19 protein-coding genes are annotated in these 19,438 nt (G+C 60.1%); 5 read left to right on the top strand and 14 right to left on the bottom strand.

What is annotated here, in order from left to right; translation table 11 throughout:
- Positions 1-14: 14 nt before the first annotated feature.
- On the bottom strand, positions 15-659 hold the full coding sequence (locus BW978_RS12065) for a TetR family transcriptional regulator (RefSeq protein ID WP_083697577.1): 645 nt from the start codon (positions 657-659) through the stop codon (positions 15-17).
- Positions 660-758: 99 nt separating this feature from the next.
- Between BW978_RS12065 and BW978_RS12060 the strand changes: the two genes are divergently transcribed.
- Complete coding sequence (locus BW978_RS12060; RefSeq protein ID WP_076395418.1) at positions 759-1,856, top strand: AbrB family transcriptional regulator; 1,098 nt, start codon at positions 759-761, stop codon at positions 1,854-1,856.
- A gap of 21 nt (positions 1,857-1,877) precedes the next feature.
- Here the strand turns inward: BW978_RS12060 and era are convergent, their stop codons facing one another.
- The 8 genes from era to rpoZ all read right to left on the bottom strand — a co-directional run bounded on the left by era (position 1,878) and on the right by rpoZ (position 8,654).
- The gene (era, locus tag BW978_RS12055; protein ID WP_139330495.1) at positions 1,878-2,819 is read right to left on the bottom strand and encodes a GTPase Era; all 942 of its coding nucleotides are present in this window, start codon (positions 2,817-2,819) and stop codon (positions 1,878-1,880) included.
- 9 nt (positions 2,820-2,828) lie between these two features.
- Positions 2,829-3,554 (bottom strand): ribonuclease III, encoded by a 726-nt coding sequence (gene rnc / locus BW978_RS12050; protein WP_069041757.1) that lies wholly within the window; start codon positions 3,552-3,554, stop codon positions 2,829-2,831.
- Complete coding sequence (lepB, locus tag BW978_RS12045; RefSeq protein ID WP_054150455.1) at positions 3,551-4,288, bottom strand: signal peptidase I; 738 nt, start codon at positions 4,286-4,288, stop codon at positions 3,551-3,553. Before lepB ends, rnc begins: the two co-directional genes overlap by 4 nt.
- Before the next feature lie 144 nt (positions 4,289-4,432).
- A complete protein-coding gene (acpS, locus tag BW978_RS12040; protein ID WP_076395414.1) occupies positions 4,433-4,837 on the bottom strand; it encodes a holo-ACP synthase in 405 nt (134 codons plus the stop codon).
- Position 4,838: 1 nt separating this feature from the next.
- A complete protein-coding gene (locus BW978_RS12035; protein WP_076395412.1) occupies positions 4,839-5,420 on the bottom strand; it encodes a DUF2062 domain-containing protein in 582 nt (193 codons plus the stop codon).
- A gap of 125 nt (positions 5,421-5,545) precedes the next feature.
- Entirely contained in the window at positions 5,546-5,695 is a 150-nt protein-coding gene (locus BW978_RS12030) for a DUF3563 family protein (protein ID WP_076395410.1), read from the bottom strand.
- 230 nt (positions 5,696-5,925) lie between these two features.
- Entirely contained in the window at positions 5,926-8,154 is a 2,229-nt protein-coding gene (locus BW978_RS12025) for a RelA/SpoT family protein (RefSeq protein WP_076396496.1), read from the bottom strand.
- A 98-nt stretch (positions 8,155-8,252) separates the two neighbouring features.
- Positions 8,253-8,654, bottom strand: coding sequence for a DNA-directed RNA polymerase subunit omega (rpoZ, locus tag BW978_RS12020; protein ID WP_054159779.1), 402 nt, complete (start codon positions 8,652-8,654; stop codon positions 8,253-8,255).
- Positions 8,655-8,949: 295 nt separating this feature from the next.
- Here rpoZ and BW978_RS12015 point away from each other — a divergent pair, with 295 nt between their 5' ends.
- On the top strand, positions 8,950-9,534 hold the full coding sequence (locus BW978_RS12015; protein ID WP_054150452.1) for a LabA-like NYN domain-containing protein: 585 nt from the start codon (positions 8,950-8,952) through the stop codon (positions 9,532-9,534).
- Positions 9,535-9,880: 346 nt separating this feature from the next.
- Here BW978_RS12015 and BW978_RS12010 read toward each other — a convergent pair whose 3' ends face one another.
- Positions 9,881-10,300, bottom strand: coding sequence for a DUF3830 family protein (locus BW978_RS12010; RefSeq protein ID WP_076395408.1), 420 nt, complete (start codon positions 10,298-10,300; stop codon positions 9,881-9,883).
- Positions 10,301-10,302: 2 nt separating this feature from the next.
- Complete coding sequence (smpB, locus tag BW978_RS12005; RefSeq protein ID WP_076395406.1) at positions 10,303-10,779, bottom strand: SsrA-binding protein SmpB; 477 nt, start codon at positions 10,777-10,779, stop codon at positions 10,303-10,305.
- A gap of 235 nt (positions 10,780-11,014) precedes the next feature.
- Between smpB and BW978_RS12000 the strand changes: the two genes are divergently transcribed.
- Complete coding sequence (locus BW978_RS12000; protein WP_083697576.1) at positions 11,015-11,359, top strand: hypothetical protein; 345 nt, start codon at positions 11,015-11,017, stop codon at positions 11,357-11,359.
- Positions 11,360-11,572: 213 nt separating this feature from the next.
- On the opposite strand, the gene BW978_RS11995 is transcribed toward BW978_RS12000, so the two are convergent.
- The 3 genes from BW978_RS11995 to dapA all read right to left on the bottom strand — a co-directional run bounded on the left by BW978_RS11995 (position 11,573) and on the right by dapA (position 16,141).
- On the bottom strand, positions 11,573-13,930 hold the full coding sequence (locus BW978_RS11995; RefSeq protein ID WP_139330493.1) for a S8 family peptidase: 2,358 nt from the start codon (positions 13,928-13,930) through the stop codon (positions 11,573-11,575).
- A gap of 12 nt (positions 13,931-13,942) precedes the next feature.
- The gene (locus tag BW978_RS11990; RefSeq protein WP_076395404.1) at positions 13,943-14,869 is read right to left on the bottom strand and encodes an AAA family ATPase; all 927 of its coding nucleotides are present in this window, start codon (positions 14,867-14,869) and stop codon (positions 13,943-13,945) included.
- 387 nt (positions 14,870-15,256) lie between these two features.
- The gene (dapA, locus tag BW978_RS11985; RefSeq protein WP_076395402.1) at positions 15,257-16,141 is read right to left on the bottom strand and encodes a 4-hydroxy-tetrahydrodipicolinate synthase; all 885 of its coding nucleotides are present in this window, start codon (positions 16,139-16,141) and stop codon (positions 15,257-15,259) included.
- A 325-nt stretch (positions 16,142-16,466) separates the two neighbouring features.
- Between dapA and BW978_RS11980 the strand changes: the two genes are divergently transcribed.
- Both BW978_RS11980 and BW978_RS11975 read left to right on the top strand, forming a co-directional pair.
- Positions 16,467-18,434 carry a lytic transglycosylase domain-containing protein gene (locus tag BW978_RS11980; protein ID WP_244551968.1) on the top strand — a complete coding sequence of 656 codons (1,968 nt, stop codon included), beginning with the start codon at positions 16,467-16,469 and terminating at the stop codon, positions 18,432-18,434.
- Positions 18,435-18,515: 81 nt separating this feature from the next.
- Positions 18,516-19,376: an alpha/beta fold hydrolase gene (locus BW978_RS11975; protein WP_076395398.1), complete on the top strand. Its 861-nt coding sequence runs from the start codon at positions 18,516-18,518 to the stop codon at positions 19,374-19,376.
- Positions 19,377-19,438: the final 62 nt, after the last annotated feature.

Below are 19,438 nucleotides of genomic sequence, written 5' to 3'. Positions count from 1 at the left end.
AATTTCGCGCGCGGTCAGGCGTCCGCGAGATAGCGCTGGACCCAGCCGCGCCAATGGGCGATCGCTTCGGCCTTTCCCGGATAGCGTTTTTCTTCATGCAATTGCACGAGCGACTTCATCGCCTGGAAGAGCACGACCGACATGACCTCGGCCTGTTCCTCGGGCAATTGCGGGCGCCAGAGCGTGAGGATCTCGGTGATGCGCTTGCGCAGGCTTTCGCGAAGCACGCCCGGGCGCACACCCGGCTGCTCCCAGCGGGCATCGAGCAGGCTGAGCGCCAGGCTGCGCTCGGCAGCATGGGCGACAAGCACGTCGAGCAGGCGGTCGGCGAGCTGGCTACCATCGAGGTCTGCGACCTGCGCCCTGATTCGGTCGAGTGCTGCCTCGACATGCTCGGCATAGCGGGCAACGAGTGCGTCGGCGAGCACATCCTTGTTGGGAAAGAACTGGTAGAGTGAGCCGATCGGTGCCTCGGCCCGGGCGGCGATCTCGGTCATGGTCGCGGCCCTGTAGCCCTGTTCGGCGAAGACGGCGGCGCCGGCATCGAGAAGCTTTGCGACCCGGGCAATGCCGCGCTTGCGTTTGGGCTCCTTGGCGGTCGGCGCGCGAGTCGCCTGCGGCGTCGTGGCCGAACTTGACTTTTGCGAGGCCATGCTCATAAAACTCGTTTGTGAGGTCTACCTCATTTATTTGATGAAAACGCGCTTTCGTCCAGCCCTTTCCGGCAAAGGTGTCTCAGACGAAGGACGGAGACAGTCATGTCCTTGGATAAAGAGCATGGGACGCCTGCCCAACCCGGCCTGCTGACACCGCTTCCGGTGGTCCTTCGCTGGCTTATGCTGCTTGCCCTGTCCGTTGCGATCTCCGGCGGGCTTTTCCTCGCGCATATCCCGGGCGCGCTGCTGCTCGGGCCCATGGTCGCGGCCATTCTGGTGGCCACCAACGGCGCACGGCTTTCCGTTCACCGCTACCCCTACATCTTCGCCCACTCGCTGATCGGCTGCATCATTGCCCGCTCGATCGATCTGGGAACGCTGTCGACGGTGGCAGACGACTGGCCGGTCTTTCTGTCCATCGTGCTTGCGATCATCGCGGCGAGCAGCCTGCTCGGCTATTTCATGGCAAAAGCCGAGATCCTTCCGGGCACCACGGCAATCTGGGGCACATCTGCGGGAGCCGCCTCGGCCATGGTGCTGATGGCCGAAGCGCATGGCGGGGATGCGAGGCTGGTCGCCTTCATGCAGTATCTGCGCGTCGCCTTTGTCGCGACCGGGGCCTCGTTGATGGCGGCCTTCGTGTTCAACATCGAAGGCGGCGCTGCACAGGCCGTCCTCTGGTTTCCGGAGACGGACTGGCTCGATCTGTCCTTGACGCTGGCTGCTGCCCTTGCGGCGGCGATGGTCGGCGCAAGGTTAAGGATACCGGCGGGCACCATGCTCCTGCCACTGGTTGCGACGACGGTTCTGCATGTCATGGGCTATATCACCCTGCAACTGCCCGAATGGCTGCTGGCGCTCGGTTATGGCGTGATCGGTTGGCGGATCGGCCTGTCCTTCACGCGGCGGATCCTGAGGCATGCGGCAAGCGCCCTGCCCCAAATCGTCGGCTCGATCCTCGTGCTCATGGCGTTCAGCGGCGGGCTTGCCTTCCTGCTCTGGTCGCTGCATGGCATCGACCCGCTGACGGCCTATCTCGCGACGAGCCCCGGCGGGCTCGACTCGATCGCGATCATTGCCGCGACCACGCCGGTCGACATGTCCTTCATCATGGCGCTGCAGACCATGCGGCTAATCCTGATCATCCTGATCGGACCGACGATCTCAGACTTCGTGGCAAGGCGCGTGGCGAAGGGCTGAGCGCCCTTCGCTTTGTCCTGTTCAGTCGCGCGGGAATTCGAGGCCCATCTCGCGGAAGCGCTCGGGGTCGTTGCCCCAGTTCTCGCGCACCTTCACAAAGAGGAAGAGGTGGACCGGCTGTTCAAGGATCTCGGACATCTCCTTGCGGGAAGCCGTGGAGATCGCCTTGATCGCGTCGCCGTTCTTGCCCAGCACGATCTTCTTCTGACTGTCGCGCTCGACATAGATAACCTGCTCGATACGAACCGAGCCGTCCTTGCGCTCTTCCCAGCTCTCGGTTTCTACATGCGAGGAATAGGGAAGCTCCTGGTGCAGGCGCAGGAAGAGTTTCTCGCGGGTGATTTCGGCTGCGAGCTGGCGCATCGGCAGGTCCGAAATCTGGTCTTCCGGATAATACCAGGGACCTTCCGGGAAAGTCTCAGCCAGATAGTCCATGATGTCGTCACAGCCGGAGCCGGTCGTTGCCGAGATCATGAAGGTGCGGTCAAATTTGACGAACTCGTTGGCCTTCTCGGCCAGCGTGAACAGGTCCTCATGACGGACCCGGTCGATCTTGTTCAGGACCAGGATCTTCGGTTGCGGCACATCCTTCAGAGCTTCCAGGATCGCCTCGGCATCGCCGCGCAGGCCCCGTTCGCTGTCGATCAGGAGCAGGATGATATCGGCATCCTTGGCGCCGCCCCAGGCGGACGTCACCATCGCGCGGTCGAGCTTGCGGCGCGGCTTGAAGATGCCGGGCGTGTCCATGAAGACGATCTGGGCGTTCTTGTGAATCGCGATGCCGCGCATGACGGCGCGGGTCGTCTGGACCTTGTGGCTGACGATCGACACCTTGGCGCCGACGAAGCGGTTGACCAGCGTCGACTTGCCGGCATTGGTCGGGCCGATCAAGGCGACGAAGCCGGATCGGGTCGGGGTGTTGACGGTGGCTTCGCCGCCGTCATGGATTTCGGTATCGGTCATATCATCCATTCAATTCGCGTCGGAGGCCTTGGCCCAGACGCCTTCGCGTTCGAGTATCTTGGTCGCGGCCACCTGTTCGGCGGCACGCTTGGAACGTTCGATGCCGATCTCCGGCTTTAAGCCCGGGATCTCTACGATCACCGTGAAGCTGGGATCATGATCCGGTCCGGAGCGATCGGCAACCTTGTATGTGGGCGGCTTGCCAAATCTGGCATGCGTCCATTCCTGCAATTCGGTCTTGGCATCGCGGCGGGCGCCATCGGCGCGGGCAGCACGACCCTCCCAGTATTTCAGGATGAAGCCGCGCGCAGCCTCCAATCCTGCCTCAAGATAAATGGCGGCGATCAGGCTTTCAACGACGTCGGCGCGGACGTTCAGCATGTTCTTCGCCGTGATCTTCTTCACGTCCGCGCCCGTACGGATGAAGCGGTAAAGCTCGATCTCGTCGGCGACGGAGGCACAGGCCTCGGCGCTGACCAGCTGATTGAAGCGAACCGAGAGCTCGCCCTCGGTTGCGTCGCGGAAGGTCTTGAACAGCATTTCGGCGACGCAGAGGCCAAGCACGCGGTCGCCGAGGAATTCCAGCCGTTCGTAGTCGCCCTTCTTGCCCCGTGAGACCTGGGCGCTGGCATGCGTCAGCGCCCGCTTCAGGCGGTCGCGGTCGGCGAACTTGTGGCCGATCGCAGCTTCAAGCTGCTCCCAATCCTTTTCGCCGACCACGCTCTTGTTCGTCATTCGACCACCTTGAACAGGCGATCCCAGCGCATGTTGGCCGGCCACTTCCAGACTTCGCGGAAGGAAGTGTCATTACCAAGCGAGAAGAAGATCAGCGAGGCCTTGCCGATCAGGTTCTCGGCCGGCACGAAGCCGACGTCGAAGCGGCTGTCGAGCGAGTTGTCGCGGTTGTCGCCCATCGCGAAGTAATGGCCTTCCGGCACGATGAATTCGCGAGTGTCGTCGCCACGGGTGCCCTGCGCCTGGTCGAGCGTGTTGTAGCTTACGCCGTTGTCGAGCGTTTCGCGGAAGACGGGAACGTCGGTGCCCGGATCCATGCGGTAATCGGAGGTGAAGACGCCGTCCTGCACCTTCGGCACGGGCTGACCGTTGACCTGCAGCACGCCGCCGATCATCTGGATCCGGTCACCCGGCAGCCCAACGATGCGCTTGATATAGTCGATGCTCGGGTTCGGCGGGAAGCGGAAGACAGCGATGTCGCCGCGCTCCGGTTCGCTTTCGAAGATCCGGCCCTCGAAGAGATCCGGCGAGAAGGGCAACGAGTACTTCGAATAGCCATACGAGAACTTGTTGACGAAGATGTAGTCGCCAACCAGCAGCGTCGGCATCATCGAGCCGGACGGAATTGTGAAGGGCTGAAAGAAGACGGTCCTGATCACCATCGCCAACAGCAGGGCCTGGATGATGACCTTGACGTTTTCCCAGAGGGCACTTTGCTTCTTTTCTTCGCTCACGCGGATCGGTTCCTTCTTGCGAAAATCCTGCTCTCTCTAGTCGGTTCGCGTCCGCGCGGCAACCGCACAGGCGCTTCGACCAGCGCGACCAGTCAACTCATACCAAGTGTCGATGATAGGAACCCACAGGATCGGCACTTGGTATCAGCTGCTTTCCGGCAGGGCCTCGACGATGACGAATGCCTGGGCATAGGGAAATTCGTCGGTGATGGTGAGATGGATGACAGGACGATGGCCTGCCGGCAGGAGGCGTTCCAGGCATCGGGCGGCACCACCGGTCAGCTCAAGTCCAGGCTTGCCGTTCGGCAGGTTCACAACGCCCATCTCCTTCCAGAAGACACCTTCGGCAATTCCGGTCCCCAGCGCTTTCGCCATCGCCTCCTTGGCCGCGAAACGTTTGGCATAGGAGGCAGCGCTGTCCTTGCGGCCATTCGAGCGCGCCTGCTCCTCGTCCGTGAAGCAGCGGACGGTGAATTTCTCGCCGAAACGGGTGATCGATTTCTCGATTCTTCTGATGTCGACCAAGTCGCTGCCGATACCGATGATCATGTCAGACGCTCGATCCCTGGAGAGCTTCGGCGAGGCGGGCACGGGCGCGCTCGGCAAGCCGTTCGCGGCGACGGGCCTGGAACTTCGCCACGGTGAAATAGATGGTGCAATAGATGATTGCACCACTGACGACGGCGAGCGGGATAGCCCCAACAAGCATCGGCTTCAAGATCGGATGCCACATGCTTTCGAAAGCCGAAAGGGAAAACTTCTTCTCGAGATCGACGCTATCTGTGACCGGAACCCCCTTGCCGATCAGACGATGGCCGACCTCCCAGGTCGAGGCCCAGATGAGCGGAAAGGTCAGAGGATTGCCAAAGGCTGTTCCGATGGCCGCAGCAACCATGTTGCCGGCAATGAGATAGGCAATCGCGAAGGCGAGCAGAAAATGCAATCCGATGAATGGGGTCCAGGAGGAGACGACACCTGCTACAACGCCAGCGGCAATCGCGTGCGGGGTGGCCGACAAGCGCAAGATTCGTTTGCTCAGATATTGAAACGACCGAATGAAGCCCCGGCGCGGCCAAAAAAGCTCGCGTAGCTTCGTCAGTCTGGAAATCGGTTGCCTGCGTCGAAACAGCATGCGGGATATGTAGTGGATGCCGGACGGGTTGGGCAAGGAAAAGCGGCCATCAAGGTGGCCAAAAAAGCAAAGACGCCGGCAAGAACCGGCGTCACAGCATGGACCAGATATGGTCTGTCGACGGATCAGGCGCGGCGGAACATGCCACGGTCGATTTCGCGCTGGCGGTATTCCAGGTCAACCAGGTCGCGAGCGCCGTTCAGGTAGTTCATTTCACGCTCTGCAACGGTCGGGACGCGAAGGGCGCGGGCGAATTTGCGGATCGGAGTAAACATCGTTTTATCCTCGGTTTTTCGTCTTCATCTGTTGAACGAGATATAATGGTGCGACGCACAATCAACCAGAGACAAGAACTGACGTCAGCCATGCGCAAAGCGCATAGCAAGGGGGTCGAGGTTTACGAATTAGGCAGGATTGTGATGAAAAGTGAGGCAGCGAGGGCGGCTGCGAGGCGACCGGGCGGACATTATCCGCACCGGTCCTGTCTGTGAGACGGCAGATTGCCTCAGTCGTAAACGCGTTTCACCGTCGAGATACAGTCGAGTTCCTTGAGTTCGCCTAGCAGCTGGCTCAGCTGACGAAGGTCCCAGACCTCGAGATCGATCCCCATTTCCGTGAAATCGGTGGCGATCCGGATCATGTTGAGAACCCGGATGTTGATATCCAGACGCGCAACGCATTGCGCAACGGTCGCCAGCGTCCCAGGCTCATTGAGCGCATTGATCAGAATGCGTGCAACGAAACGCGACTTGTTCGCCTCGTCGAGATCCCAGCGCACATCGATCCAGCGCTCCGGCTCGTTTTCGAAGCGCTGCAGGGCGGAAGCCTGGATCGGGTAGATGGTGATGCCCTTGCCGTCTTCCATGATGCCGACGATTCGGTCTCCGGGCACGGCACCTGCAGGCGCAAAATGCACCTCGGCATTGCCGGAAAGGCCGCGGATCGGCAGCGGATCCGGACCATCGCCCGCTGTCGGCACATCACCCTTCGGATGGGCGGGACCGGGGATCTTGAAGACCATGCCATTGGCGCTGTTCATCGCGAACCAGCCCTCGTCCGAGGAGGGCCTCACGGTCACACGTTCGTCCTGGTAGTCGGGGAAGACGGCCCGGAGAACGTCGAGCGAGGAGGTCTCGCCGCGACCGACCGAGGCGATTGCGTCTTCCACGTCGCGCTGGCCGAGGCGGTGCAGCGCGGGTCTCAGCGTGTCCTTGGAGAAAACCTTGCCGGCGCGCTCGAAGGTGCGCTCCAGAATGCGCTGGCCAAGGCCTGCATATTGCTTGCGAATCGCCATGCGGGTGGCGCGGCGGATGGCGGCGCGTGCCTTGCCGGTGACGACGATCTCTTCCCAGGCGGCGGGTGGCACCTGCACGCCGGAGCGGATGATCTCGACCTCGTCACCATTCGACAGGCGCGTGACCAGCGGCATGATCGAGCCGTTGATCTTGGCGCCGACACAGGTATCGCCGACATTGGTATGCACGGCATAGGCAAAGTCGATCGGGGTCGCGCCACGCGGCAGCGCGATCAGCTTGCCCTTAGGCGTGAAGCAGAAGACCTGGTCCTGGAAGAGTTCGAGCTTGGTGTGCTCGAGGAACTCTTCCGGGTTGTCGCCTTCGGCCAGCGCCTCAATGGTATGGCGGAGCCAGGAATAAGCATTGCTCTCGCGCTGCAGCGGCTCGCTCGGATCACCGTTCTCGCCATCCTTGTAGAGGCTGTGGGCGGCGATGCCGTATTCGGCGATGTCATGCATGCGCCGCGTGCGGATCTGCAGCTCGATGCGCTGGCGCGACGGTCCGACGATGGTGGTGTGGATCGAGCGGTAGTCGTTCTGCTTCGGCGTCGAGATGTAGTCCTTGAAGCGGCCGGGCACGACACGCCAGCGGGTATGCACGATGCCAAGCGCGCGGTAGCAGCCTGGAATGTCGTCAACGAGAATGCGGAAGCCATAGACGTCGGAGAGCTGCTCGAAGGAGAGCGATTTCGACTGCATCTTGCGGAACACGGAGTAAGGCTTCTTTTGCCGGCCCTTGACCGAGGGGGTCAAAAGGCCGTTCGCCACCAGGAGTTCGCGAAGCTCGTCCTCGATCTTGGTGATCAGGCCTTCGTTGCGGGTCGACAGCTCCGCCAGGCGATTGGTGACCGTCTCATAGGCTTCCGGGTTCATGTAGCGGAAGGACAGGTCCTCCAGCTCGTCGCGCATGTCCTGCATACCCATGCGGCCGGCGAGCGGCGCATAGATTTCCATCGTCTCTTCGGAAATGCGGGCGCGCTTGTCGTCGCGCATGTGCTCGAGCGTACGCATGTTGTGCAGGCGGTCGGCGAGCTTGACCAGGAGAACGCGCACATCGTCGGAAATGGCGAGCAGGAGCTTGCGCAGGTTTTCCGCCTGCTTGGCCTTCTTGGTGACGAGGTCGAGCTTCTTGATCTTGGTCAGGCCCTCGACCAGGCGGCCGATATCCTCACCGAAGAGTTCGTCGATCTCGGCACGGGTCGCGGACGTGTCCTCGATCGTGTCGTGAAGAAGGGCGACCGCGATCGTCGATTCGTCCAGATGCATGTCGGTCAGGATGGCGGCGACTTCGAGCGGGTGGGAGATATAGGGGTCGCCGCTGGCGCGTGTCTGCTTGCCATGCTTCTGCATGGCATAGACGTAGGCCTTGTTCAGCAGAGCTTCATTGGCATCGGGCTTGTATTTCTGCACCCGCTCCACGAGCTCGTATTGCCGCATCATTCCGATCGTCTCCACAAACGAAAAAGCGCGCCAGTCGAGACGACTGGCGCACATTCATCCTACAGTCAGATCAAGACTTAAGTCTGATCTGTTGACGATTAGTAATCGTCGCTCTTTTCCGGCGGAACAAGACCTTCGATACCGGCCAGCAGATCTTCTTCCGACATCTGGTCGAAGGTCAGCGTTTCCGGCAGTTCGTCCTCTTCGTCGCCCTTGCCGGCGGTGCCGGTGTTGGCGAGCATCGAGCTCGGCTCCTGCTCCGGCTCGTCGACTTCGACATGCTTCTGCAGCGAGTGGATCAGATCTTCCTTCAGGTCGTCCGGCGAGAGCGTCTCGTCGGCGATTTCGCGCAGAGCGACGACCGGGTTCTTGTCCTTGTCGCGATCGATGGTGATCGGTGCGCCCTGGGAGATCTGGCGGGCGCGGTGGCTTGCGAGCAGAACGAGCTCGAAGCGGTTCTCGACTTTGTCGATGCAATCTTCAACGGTGACACGGGCCATTGCCTGTCCTTTGCGATCTTGAATGCGTGGGATTGACGGCTGCGATACAGGCAATGGCAGGCAAATTCAAGTTTTTCGTGCTGGCACCCCTCCAAGCCCAAAAATGGAAGCCGGAAAAGGCCCTCAATACACCACAATTCAACCACAGGCTGCTTGGATTGCACCAGACGATGCCCTAGATAGATTTTTATATGATCATTTCATAATGTAAATCTATGATCATAACTGGAGGGGCAAGGTATTGTTTTGATTGCCGATTGCCGAGACTGTTCATATTTGACGTAAGGATATCGAAATGTTCGACCCCCGCGAAAAAATTGCACTCTTCATCGATGGCGCCAATCTTTATGCCGCGTCCAAAAGCCTCGGCTTCGATATCGATTACCGCAAGCTCTTGAAAGCTTTCCAGAAGCGCGGCTATCTCCTTCGCGCCTATTATTACACCGCCCTCATCGAGGACCAGGAATATTCCTCGATCCGCCCGCTGATCGACTGGCTGGACTATAACGGCTACAAGGTGATCACCAAGCCGGCGAAGGAATTCACCGACTCCATGGGCCGCCGCAAGGTCAAGGGCAACATGGATATCGAGCTTGCCATCGACGCGATGGAACAGTCCGAAACGGTCGACCATCTCGTGCTCTTCTCCGGCGACGGCGATTTCACCACGCTGGTCGAAGCGCTGCAGCGCAAGGGCCGCAAGGTGTCTGTCGTCTCGACCATGGCGACCCAGCCGCCGATGATCGCCGACGACCTGCGCCGCCAGTCAGATCACTTCATCGACCTGATGACGCTGAAGGCCGAAATCGGCCGCGACCCGTCCGAACGCGGCACCCCGCGCGCGCCGGAACCGGCAACGGCGAGCGAAGACGAACACTAAGGGGTCTGGGGCACCTGCCCCTGATGCTCTAAAGCCGCTGCGAATCCAAAAACACCCCCTCTGGCCTGTTGAGCTTGTCGAAGGGCGGCCATCTCACCGACAAGGGGAAAGGACTCGCGGCTGGGACGCGGACCCACCCTCCCCTGAGGGGGAGGGTCGGAGCGAAGCTCCTGGGTGGGGTGACGGCCCGAAGTTTACAGAGATCGTGAAAACGTCGAACTCGAAGCAGGGTTCACCCCCACCCGCCGCTTTGCGGCGACCTCCCCCCTCAAGGGGGAGGTGGGGAGCGCGCGGCAGGGTTTGCCCTCCCCCTTGTGGGGAGGGTTTGGGAGGGGACTTCTCTACCTCACATCGCCTCGAAGGCAATATCCTGCGCGCCCTGCCAGAGAACCATTTTTCCTATGGCCTCAAGCTGCTCAGCCCCCTTCGTCACCGTCAGGAAGTGATTGCCGGCGAGAACACCCATCTTGCTGGCAAATTGCGAGGAGCCATAGGCGAAGAGCAGCTCCGTCTCGCTGAAGCCGCCGGGATACAGCAGGATGTCGCCGCGCGAGGGATGCGCGGTGTGGTTCTCAAAGCCTGCCCCGAACTGGAAATCGCCCAAGGGCACCCAGACCGCCTCGCCCGACCAGCGTGAATGGATCGCCTGGTTGCGGAACGGCAGGAAGGTCTCAAAAATGCGGCAGGTCTCGGGCGCCTTTTCGCGCTCGAAACGGGCCTCGAAGACGAAGGGGCCGACGGTGAGTTTCAGATGTGAGAGCGCCATGATCAACCCGTCTTCAGAATGCGCTGCTTCTGGCGGTTCCAGTCGCGTTCCTTCTCGGTCTCGCGCTTGTCATGCAGCTTCTTGCCCTTGGCGAGCGCCAGCTCCAGCTTCGCCCTGCCCTTCTCGTTGAAATAGATCTTCAAGGGCACCAGCGTCATGCCCTCACGATTGATCGAGACGCGCAGGCGGTTGATCTCGCGCTTGGACAACAAGAGCTTGCGACGGCGGCGCGGCTCGTGATTGAAGCGGTTCGCCTGCAGATATTCCGGCAGATGCGAATTGATCAGCCAGATCTCCTCGCCCTCATCCGAGGCATAGGATTCGGCGATATTGGCCTTGCCCTCGCGCAGCGACTTGACCTCCGTGCCGGTCAAAACCAGACCGGCCTCGTAGGTGTCGATGATCTCATAATTGAAGCGCGCCTTGCGGTTTTCCGCGACGATCTTGTTGATGGTGCGCTGCGAGCCTCTGGGGGCCATGGTCAAATCTTCCGTTTCGCCCGGGATTTTGTCGTGTGTCGCCTGCGCCCGGGCGGGGCGTGGCTGTTGTCAGGGATATGTAATGGAGGATGGGGGGGAAATAAAGGTGGGGGTGGATCGAGCACATGAACCGCCCGGCAGGTGGCGCCTGAAAGCCGCGTTTATTCCGTCGACTTTCAGGACTGACAGTGCCAGAAAGTCTGATGTTACATTCCCACCGATCTGAGGACAGACCATGAATCTCCAACACGTTCGAAACGGTCTACTGGCAATCGCCCTTGGGGCGGCGGCAAGCGGGATGACCGTTGTTGCTGCCCATGCGGATGAGTTCTCTTTCAAGGCGACGAACACGACCAGTTCGGCCATCACCGGGATCCTGGTGTCCGAAGACAAGAGCACCTGGGGTGCTTTCAACGTTGGAAGCGGCATCAAGCCGGGATCGACTGCAGATCTCGTCTGGGATCAGAGCACAAATGGCGAAAGCTGCGCGCAGTGGGTCAAGGCCACGTATGCAGACGGCAGTGAATCGGAACCTGCTCAGTTCGACTTCTGTGAAAACGGTCTTGAGCTCGAGTTCTGAGCGGTTTCTCGCCAGTGCGTTTTGAAGCGGCAGGTTACCTTTGGTGACCTGCCGTTATCTTTTGGGCACGAGGGTGAGATGCGAGCCTCTGGGGGCCATGGTCAAATCTTCCGTTTCGCCCGGGATTTTGGCGTCGATCGCCTGCGCCCGGGCGGGGCGTGGCGGTTGTCATGCGTGTGAAATAGAGGATGGGGAGGAATAAAGGCGCTATCCTTACGCGCTTAGAACGACGGCGACCTGCTGATAGAGCGCAAGCTCGGCCTCGTGCCATAACTCGACAGCCACAGAAAATGTCTGCTCCTCTAATAGGTTGGCAGCCCATTTTCCTTCACACCGGACGACAAGATAGTAGCTGTCACCGTAACTTGAGATGTTGCGCTTGGCGACAAATGTCCCAACCTGAAGGCTTCCAGCCTCCTGCATGGTGGCCAAAGGGTTCATTTTGCAAATCGCTGAACCGTTTTCGAAAACTGCGGCGCCGCCATTTTCTTCTTTTTCTTCAGCCTCCCATTTTCGGAACCTGGCAAAAACCTCTTCGGCCGACTTCCCCCGCACCAAGTGATAACCCATTTTGACGCCCAAATATTCCTTCCGGCTGTTCCGCACCGGCGGGTCAAAGGCTAGCGATACCTTGATATGCCGAACGCCGTTGACTGTTTGGAAATCGGTTGGAATAGGCACTTCGTAGACAGCAAATCGATTGATCGGGAGGCTGTCCTCGATGGCCATAACCACACGATTGTCTTCCGAAGCTTCGGCAAGACTGACATCTGCCACGCCGTAACCCGCGTATCTGAAATGCTCGCGGCCGCCATGAGAGGTAACCCGTTCTTTCAATTCGGCTGGGTGATCCGCACTCAACCCCATCAAGGCCCTGATAAAATTTGCGCTGGAATCAGGAAATTCCTCCAAGAGCGCAGCTGCCTTATAGGCGGCAACGGGAGCCGCAAAAGAGGTTCCATGACGATAAACCATTAGACTTTGCAGATAATTCGGGTTGAGCGTTAGAACGCCGCAGCTGTCGCGATCAGCCGACAGCCTGGATGAGAATCCCCGCCACACGGCAGTACCACCATATTCGACTAAGTCGGGTTTGATACTCTTGGCAAAACCAGGTCCGCATCGGCTGAAGGGCGATGGATGATGTGTGGCTGTCAAAGCCACGATGTCGGCTTCACCCTCTTCTCCCGGCATGAGGCCATTGGAATGAGCTAGTGATCCCACAACAAGCGAGTTCATCGAACTGGCCGGTTCATAGAGCCTGTGCTCGTCTTCAAGCAAATACTCAGGATAAATGCCGACGCCCTGATCCTCGATGCGCTGGCTTATATCCAGGATATTGCCCGCTGAAACGGTAACGACGATGCCGAGCTCACGGACCAGATTATCAAGCATCATCGCCCAGTTCGATGGGCGCCCTCCAACGATGTGTTCGCGATCAGCGAGAGATATGTTGATCACCCGACAACCATATTCTGCGTTGAGCCGTCGAATTGCCTCCTCGACAATGTCGGCGACTGTACGCTCTTCGTCAAAATGGCCATTCGCATCTACAACCTTGGCGCTGGCAATTCGAAACCGGGGTGCCAAAACATTCTGAGAAATCTGCTCGGCAATCGATCCGTAGGTCGCAAGAGCCGCAACGGAGGTGCCATGACGTTTTTCATCATCGCTCCCGAGCTGATTAGGGACACCAAATGTCCCGGCGATGACGCCGTCGAGCATTGGATGGGCCGCTGTAATTCCGGAATCGACAATCCCAATACAAACAGCATTCGCTGATGGCGGGTTTATCGGTGGAAGTTCAGTCACCGTCAGATTTGCTGCCGGTTCGGGGGCAAAGTCTGGCACTGGGGGTAGGTCGATCCAGGCAACTTCAGCCATTGCCAGTAGTTCTTTCAACCCGGCGCCGGGAACTCGCACACGGGCGACAAAGAGCCCTGCACCACGATAACGGCTGAGGAGCTCGCCGCCAAACTCCTCGGCCTTTCGGGCGACGCGATTAACATAAAGCTCACGCAGCAGATCTTCGTTTACGTCCCAAAGCTCGACATCGATCAGAACGACATCACCGTCCGGAATCATCTCTGTCGTTGCAAAACCATGCCTAGCCAGTGCACTGCCAATTTTGTCGTTAGCAGATAGCTCGTCAAAGCTGTCGATGACGCCGAAGAGGCCAGCATGCCTAGCACCGGTCTGGGTTACGGGAATGGGGCCTGCATATTGCTGTGATCTCTCCTGTAGAACCGTGAGGTTTGGATCGACTGATAGAGCCACGGTGACGTCGTCCGAGCGCTGCTCAAGGATTTGCAGCCCAACCCCGGCCAGCGCATCTTCGCCGATATAACCAGCCGTAGTAATTTTCAGAATGACCGTGGGATCGGAAACGGGCTCATCGACGCGCTCGGCATCGCGCGCAGCGTTCCGCTGAACGATCTGAGCGAGCTGAAGACCCAGTTGGCCACCGTGCAACACATGATTTCTTGGTGGCGCGCTTCCGAAGCCAGGTTTCTTGCGTCGTTCGAGTTGGCCCTCAAGGCGGCGAAGTGTCAGGTGAGGTCGGCGTACCAAGAATACCCCCTATCAAATAGAGGAGCTCACCTTACTCTGAATGTCTTTCCGACGTCGATCGGAATTTATCGCGTAATCGAAGTCTAGTCGCGATATCTTCTTGCGACGCTGCATGATGGCGTGACGCATTGCGGTATAGCAGATGCGCTCAACATCGGAGTGACTTCTTCCGACCAGTTGCTTTGCATCAGTAGCGATATCAAATTCTAGGCCAAAATTTCGTGTCTTGAACTTGATCAGCCGGCGGATGTCTGACGCGCTCGGACGCCCAAATAGAACAACTTCATCAAATCGACGGATAATCGCGGGATCAATTGTCGACTCAAGGTTGGTTGCCGCAACTATAAAGCCACGGCCTTTAAATCGCTCGATCATCAGCAGGAGATTATTAACGACCCTACGCATTTCATTATGCTCGGTTGGATCGGACCTGGTTCTGGCCAAGGCGTCAAATTCGTCGAGGAACAGAATAGAGGTTTGACGTTCAGCGGCATCAAACAGGCGGCGCAGGTTCGATGCTGTCTCCCCAAGCATTGACCCAATCAATGCATCGAGCTTGGCTACCATGAATGGAAGCTCGAGTTCCTTGGCGAGCACCTCGGCGGTGAGCGACTTGCCACAGCCGGGTGGACCACAAAACAGCAACCGCGAACGCAATGGCAAGCCATGGCTTCGAATAGCATCGCTGTGACGATATTCATCTGCAACATCGTAAAGCGTCCGCGAAACCTCGGTGGAGAGCACCAATTCACGAACGTCGCGCTGCGGATCGACGAATTCCACGAACTCAGCTGCACGCCCAGAGATATTTCCTGTCGGCGAAAACGCCTGTCGAGGGAGGGTTTCACCGCTGGTGAAACGAGATTTGGAACCCAAAAGCGGCTTAAGGGCAGAAGCCTTTTCTGACTCCGCGGATGATTTTGATCCTGATCGTGACATGGTTGCCCCTTATCCTAGCATCCTACATCGGGCGAGTCGGCTTCTCAACTCCCTAACCGCATCGGCTTTAGAATAAGCCCATCGTAATGGGAGATAATGGCAGCAAAGACATTTCGTGTGAATAAGCGAACGTCTATAGCAAATCGGCGCTGGTCCGCATTGTCGTCCGACAGCCCCGCTCTACGACTAGGTGCCACGGGTAGGCGCTGATGATCGTGTCTTACCATCTGCGTATAATTTTCCCGAGACGCTTTTACCGTGGCCCCGCATTGCGAGCTGTATGCGGCAACCATGCCACCGAAGGCTCATAGAAGCTCAACATCTCCCTCTGGGCCGTAAGCACCCCAACCAAAAAAGCCGGCGTTTCCGCCGGCCTTTGTCATTCCCTCAATTCACCAGTCCCGCATGCTTCAACGCCGCGTCGATCGCGGATTCTGTCGAAGCCTCCAGCGTCGCCATGAGCGGCAGGCGGACGGTGCGGTTCATGCCGCGGGTGCGGTTCAGCGCATATTTCGCGCCGCAGAGGCCGGGCTCCAGGAAGATCGCCTTGTGCAGCGGCATCAGGCGGTCCTGATATTCCAGCGCCTTGGCATAGTCGCCGGCCAGGGTCGCGGCCTGGAATTCGGCACAGAGGCGCGGCGCGACATTGGCGGTGACGGAAATGCAGCCCACGCCGCCATGGGCGTTGAAGCCGAGCGCCGTTGCGTCTTCACCCGAGAGCTGGACGAAATCTGGACCGCAGGTGATGCGCTGTTCGGAGACGCGCTCGATCTTGCCGGTCGCATCCTTGACGCCGACGATGTTCTTGTGGGCTTTCGCAAGCGCGCCCATCGTCTCCGGCGACATGTCGATCACCGAGCGGCCGGGGATGTTGTAGATGATGATCGGCAGCGACACGGCCTCGGCGATCGCCTTGTAATGGGCGATCAGGCCCTTCTGGGTCGGCTTGTTGTAATAGGGGGTGACCACGAGCAGCGCATCGGCGCCGACGGCTTCGGCATGCTGGGCAAGCTCGATGGCTTCCAATGTGTTGTTGGAGCCTGCACCAGCGATCACGGGCACGCGCTTGGCGGCGACTTCGACGCAGAGCTCGACGACGCGCTTGTGTTCGGCATGGGAGAGTGTCGGAGATTCACCCGTGGTGCCGACAGGCACGAGACCGGAGGAGCCTTCGGAAATCTGCCATTCGACATGGGCGGCAAAGGCTTGCTCATCGACGGCGCCCTGATCGGTGAAGGGCGTGACAAGCGCGGGAATGGATCCCTGATACATGCAATGAACTCCTCGGGGGCCGACATCCACGCTTCGGCCGCATTCTCAGATTAAATCGGGGGCACATTACTTCGCACCATCAGGTGCGACAAGCGCATCTGCAGGAGATTTGTGACAGTTTTCCGAGGCTTCGTTCGAGAGAATGTGATCGCTGGCTTTAGGCTTTTGTTAACCGCGTGCTCGGCCTACTCTCTCGTGTGATGCCATGGGTTCTGGTGTGTGGATGAAGATGTCTTTGCCTTATCGTTCTGTCCTCGGTCTCGGTCTTGCGCTGGTCTTGTCGTCGACGAGTGCGCAAGCGCTTTCTGACGTGCCCGTGCCGGCGATGAAGCCACTAGGCTTTGCGCCGAGCAAGGCTTTGCCGCCCTCGCTCGAGACCACCGGCGCCATTCCGCGCGGCGACCGTCTGGCCGCGGCCAATCCGCAGCTGAAATCCGGCCTCGATGCTCTGTCTGATCGCAAGGGCGCCCAGGCGATCGCGATCCGCGACCGCATGCCCGCCGGGCTCGACCGGCAGATGTTGACCTGGTCGATCGCCATGTCCGGCTTGCGCGACGTGCCGGCGGCCGAAATTGCCGCTGCCCAGCGGCAGCTTACCGGCTGGCCGGGGCTCAAATCCTTCCGCGCCAATTCGGAAAAGGCGCTCTTCCGCGAAAATCCGGCGCCATCCGCCGTTCTCTCCGCCTTTGGCGATACGGCCCCGGAGACCACCGAAGGCACGATGCTGCTCGCACGCGCCCATCTAGCCTCCGGTGACACGGCCAAGGCCGCGAGCCTGATCCGCACGCTCTGGCGCACCGATGCGCTGGACGAGGCGGCGGAAGACCGGATCATCAAGGAGTTTTCCGCCCTGCTGCGCCCCACCGATCACCGGGCGCGCATGGACTATCTGATGTATCGCGACCGCGCCTCGCAGGCGAAGCGTTTTGCCTCGCTGGGTGAAGCGCAGTCGCTCTACCGCGCGTGGGCGGGGCTGAATTCGCGCGCCAAAAATGTCGATGCGCTGATTGCCGCCGTCGACAAATCCTGGGCCAAGGACCCGGCCCTCCTCTATATCCGCATTGAAAACCTGCGCCGGCAACTGCGCTACGAGGAAGCGGCAAAGCTTCTCGAACAGATGCCGCGCGAGCGGGACAAGCTGGTCAGTGGCCGCGCCTGGTGGAACGAGCAGCGGATCATTGCGCGCGGGCTTGCCGATCTCGGCCAGTATCGCGAGGCCTACCGTATCGTCTCCCGCCATGTGGCAACCGAAGCGACGGATATCGCGGACGCCGAGTTCCATGCCGGCTGGTATGCGTTGCGCGCGCTCAACGATCCGAAGACTGCGGGCCGGCATTTCGCCCGCATTCTCGAGGTCTCGAACCGGCCGCTATCGGCAAGCCGTGCCTGGTACTGGCTGGGTCGCGCCTCGGAAGCATCCAAGGACGGCAAGGCGCGCGAGCACTTCGCCCGTGCAGCCCAGCATTCCAGTACCTTTTACGGGCAACTTGCGGCCGCCCGCATCGATCGGCCGGGCATTCAGATTCCCTATCCGAAGCCCTCGGCAGATGAGCGGGCACGCTTCACCCAGCGCGAATCCGTCCAGGCGATCGCCCGCTACGAGGCGGCCGGTCATGGCTGGCGGGCGCAGAGCCTTTACCGGGCGCTGGCCGACCAGCTCGACAGTCCGGGTGAGCTGGCGCTGCTCAGTGCGCGGGCAGAAAACTCGTCCGGCGGGCATCAATTGTCGCTGCAGATCGGCAAGACGGCGTACGCGCGCGGCATCGACGTGCCGGCGCTCGCCTTCCCCGTCGGTGTCATTCCCGCAAGCGCAAATATCGCCGGCTCCGGCAAGGCGCTGGCTTACGCGATCGCGCGGCAGGAAAGCGCCTTCAACCCGGCCGCCATCTCGCCGGCGGATGCGCGCGGCCTCCTGCAGCTCCTACCCTCGACGGCCCGAGGGGTCGCGGCGCGCCACGGCATTGCCTATCAACCGGAGAAGCTGACGCGCGATCCAGGTTTCAACGCGACCCTTGGTGCCCATTATCTCGGCGAGCAGATCGACGCCTTCGGCGGCTCCTATATCATGACCTTCATCGCCTATAATGCCGGCCCGCGCAAAGTCCCTGAATGGATCGAGCGCTACGGCGATCCGCGCGGCAAGTCGATCGACGAAGTCGTCGACTGGATCGAGCGCATCCCCTTCCCCGAGACGCGCAACTACGTCATGCGGGTGATGGAGAATTACCAGGTCTACAAGAGCCGGCTCGGGCAGAAGACCGATATCGTGCACGACCTGCGCTTCGGCCGCTAAGCGCCCTGCCCCATCCTTTGCCTGATGACCGTGGGCGAAGGCTCCGCTAGGCTCGCTTCCGACACAGCGAAGGAGAGGCGCATGGCCGAGAGCAACGACCGCTTCATCAAAGTTCCCGATGGGCTGAACCTGCATGTGCGTATTCATGGCGCAGAGAATGGCGGCACGCCCGTCGTCTGCCTGCCTGGGCTGACGCGCAATGTGCTCGATTTCGAAGATCTTGCGCGGATGCTCTCAGGCCCGCCCTATGGCCGACGCGTCCTCGCGATCTCCTCGCGCGGCCGTGGCCTGTCCGATCGCGATCCGAAACCGGAGCGCTACACGATCCCGGTCGAAGCGGGTGACGTGATCAGCGTTCTCGACGCCTTGGGCATCGACGACGCCGCCTTCATCGGCACATCGCGCGGCGGCCTGATCCTGCATGTGCTGGCCATGACGCATCTCAATCGCATCGAGCGGCTGGTGCTCAACGATATCGGGCCGGTGCTGGAAACGGAGGGCCTAAGACAGATCCAGGGCTATCTCGGCAATCGGCCGATGCCTGCAAGTTATGCCGAAGCAGCTGATGTCCTCAAGGCGACCCATGGCGCAGAGTTTCCGGCGTTGAGGCCGGACGATTGGGCCCGCATGGCTAAGGCGCTTTACCGCGAGATCGATGGAAAACTGACCGCAGATTTTGACCCTGAAATTGCAGTACAGTTTCGCGCCGCAGACCTGAGCCAGCCCTTCCCCGATCTTTGGGCGCAGTTTGCGCTGTTTGCAGACAGGGAGGTGATGGTGATCCGGGGTGAGCACTCAAGGCTTTTGTCACCTGCGACTACGGATGAAATGGCGCGGCGACATTCCGGATGCACGATGGTTGAAGCGAAAGGCCAGGGGCATGCGCCCCTGCTGCATCTTGACGGCCTTGCGGAGGCGATCGGCGCGTTTCTCGGCGGTTGACCTCTGCTGCAGGCCGCAGCATCGATCGTCAAAAGGTCTCTTCACAAACGAAAAGCCCGGCA

The sequence above is a fragment of the Rhizobium sp. RU33A genome (assembly GCF_900156055.1).
Lineage (GTDB): Bacteria > Pseudomonadota > Alphaproteobacteria > Rhizobiales > Rhizobiaceae > Allorhizobium.
This window is presented reverse-complemented; position numbering and strand designations above follow the sequence as displayed.